This window comes from Drancourtella massiliensis, from assembly GCF_016900655.1.
In the GTDB taxonomy this organism is placed as follows: Bacteria; Bacillota; Clostridia; order Lachnospirales; family Lachnospiraceae; genus Sellimonas; species Sellimonas catena.
The window spans coordinates 1-1,547 of sequence record NZ_JACJKH010000068.1 but is presented as its reverse complement, the minus strand read 5'-3'; the positions used below and the strand labels follow the sequence as shown (position 1 = coordinate 1,547).

Below are 1,547 nucleotides of genomic sequence, written 5' to 3'. Positions count from 1 at the left end.
TGGCGGCCTTCCTCCCATGGTAAAACGCAGGCAGTACTATGAGGCTTTGGAGGTGGCTGCATAGTCAGTGATATCCTTGAGAAAAATGTGTCAACTAATCTTGACAATATCAAAGTTTTGTAATACGGTACTGCACAATGAAGCGTGTGACGCTCACAAAGAGCTGCACAGGCATAAGGCAAGGGAGATTACCTTTTCCGACTTGACCTTAGAAGAAGCGCGGCAGCTTCATACCTTTGATGAATATTTCAAAGGGGAAATCGCCTTTGAAAGAGCCGGGAAGAAAATCACGCCGAAGCTGCTTCTTGAAGCAATCCGTACTTTGCCGGAAGAAAAGCGCAAAGCCGTACTCCTGTACTATTTCGAGGGAATGAACGACACCGAGATTGCGGAGCTGTTCGATACGTCGAGAAGCACGATACAGTACAGGCGGACAAGCTCTTTTGAGCTGCTAAAAAAATATCTGGAGGAAAATGCTGATGAATGGGACGAATGGTAACGAACCCGGCTACCCGGAAAAAGCCCTTGTTCCCTATCCTGTCATTTTGGCAGCGACAAAGGGCGACCCGGACGCTATGAAGATTGTCTTGCAGCATTTCAGCGGCTACATAGCCCGCCTCTCCATGCGGAAGCTGTACGACGAGCGCGGGAACGTCTATTTTGGCGTAGACCACGACATTCGGGAACGGCTGCAAGCAAAACTGATGATGGCTGTCCTCACCTTTAAGGCAGAGGAATAAACCGCAGCGGCGGGACGCTTTCTCTCTCCCCCTTTTCCGTTCCGCTGCTGACGCGGCAGCAAAGCCATTCTGAACCTTGACAAAGAAAGCGGCGCAAGATAACGGCGGCGCAGCATAGGGCAAATCGGATACGTTCCTTTTGCGCCGAGCCATACGGTGGGTGCGCCATGACGCTATCCGGGTGAGGTTATCCCCGCCCGGACAGCCGAGCGACCAACACCGCGCCGGAAAGCAAGTGTAGCGGCTTGCGGGCGACGACACGCAAAATATACAATGATACTTCCTTACAGCCACAGTCCGAGCGTTAAGAGCGTCGCAGGCAATGGGTAGGGCTGCATGAGAACCATGCCGGGGTGAAATTCCCATGAGGTTATGCTAATAACCGTCCGATTAAAGCCTTTGTTTTCTTGAATAGTGGACTTGCTGCTATTCATAGACTGTATTATATGTTTGCGAAAGAAAGGGGGATTTTCTTTGACGCAAAACCAGACGCCCGTTACCACAACGGAGCATAAAATCGGAAAAGTTACTTACCTTGTATGTTCGTCCGCAAGTGAACGCGCAACGGACACACTGGATAAAAAGATAAAGAAGCTCATTCGCAAGGACATGGAGCTGAACCCCGCAAACGCCCGGAAATAGGGCGTTTCTTCACATTTTATACATGACACAGGCAGCGGTATGTGGTATAATATTGGTGTGGTATAAAAAAAGTTGACAGCTTATTCTCAAGGATTTCATAATAAAACCAAGAGAATAAGGAGGCATTCAAAGTGGCACGTAAATATGACCATGAATACAAAGTAC

At 49.0% G+C, this 1,547-nt stretch carries 3 protein-coding genes; all 3 read left to right on the top strand.

The genetic code is table 11. The features are described from left to right. Positions 1 to 85 precede the first annotated feature (85 nt). The 3 genes from H6A32_RS15720 to H6A32_RS15710 all read left to right on the top strand — a co-directional run bounded on the left by H6A32_RS15720 (position 86) and on the right by H6A32_RS15710 (position 1,382). A complete protein-coding gene (locus tag H6A32_RS15720; RefSeq protein WP_204864809.1) occupies positions 86 to 499 on the top strand; it encodes an RNA polymerase sigma factor in 414 nt (137 codons plus the stop codon). After that, positions 480 to 740, top strand: coding sequence for a helix-turn-helix domain-containing protein (locus tag H6A32_RS15715; protein ID WP_002590583.1), 261 nt, complete (start codon positions 480 to 482; stop codon positions 738 to 740). The genes H6A32_RS15720 and H6A32_RS15715 overlap by 20 nt, the downstream gene beginning before the upstream one ends. 474 nt (positions 741 to 1,214) lie before the next feature. After that, complete coding sequence (locus H6A32_RS15710; RefSeq protein ID WP_022621154.1) at positions 1,215 to 1,382, top strand: transposon-encoded TnpW family protein; 168 nt, start codon at positions 1,215 to 1,217, stop codon at positions 1,380 to 1,382. Positions 1,383 to 1,547: the final 165 nt, after the last annotated feature.

Excerpts from the sequence above, each read along its gene's own strand:
- H6A32_RS15720 (WP_204864809.1), top strand. The coding sequence starts at position 86 with ATGTGTCAACTAATCTTGACAATATCAAAGTTTTGTAATACGGTACTG.
- H6A32_RS15715 (WP_002590583.1), top strand. The coding sequence starts at position 480 with ATGAATGGGACGAATGGTAACGAACCCGGCTACCCGGAAAAAGCCCTT.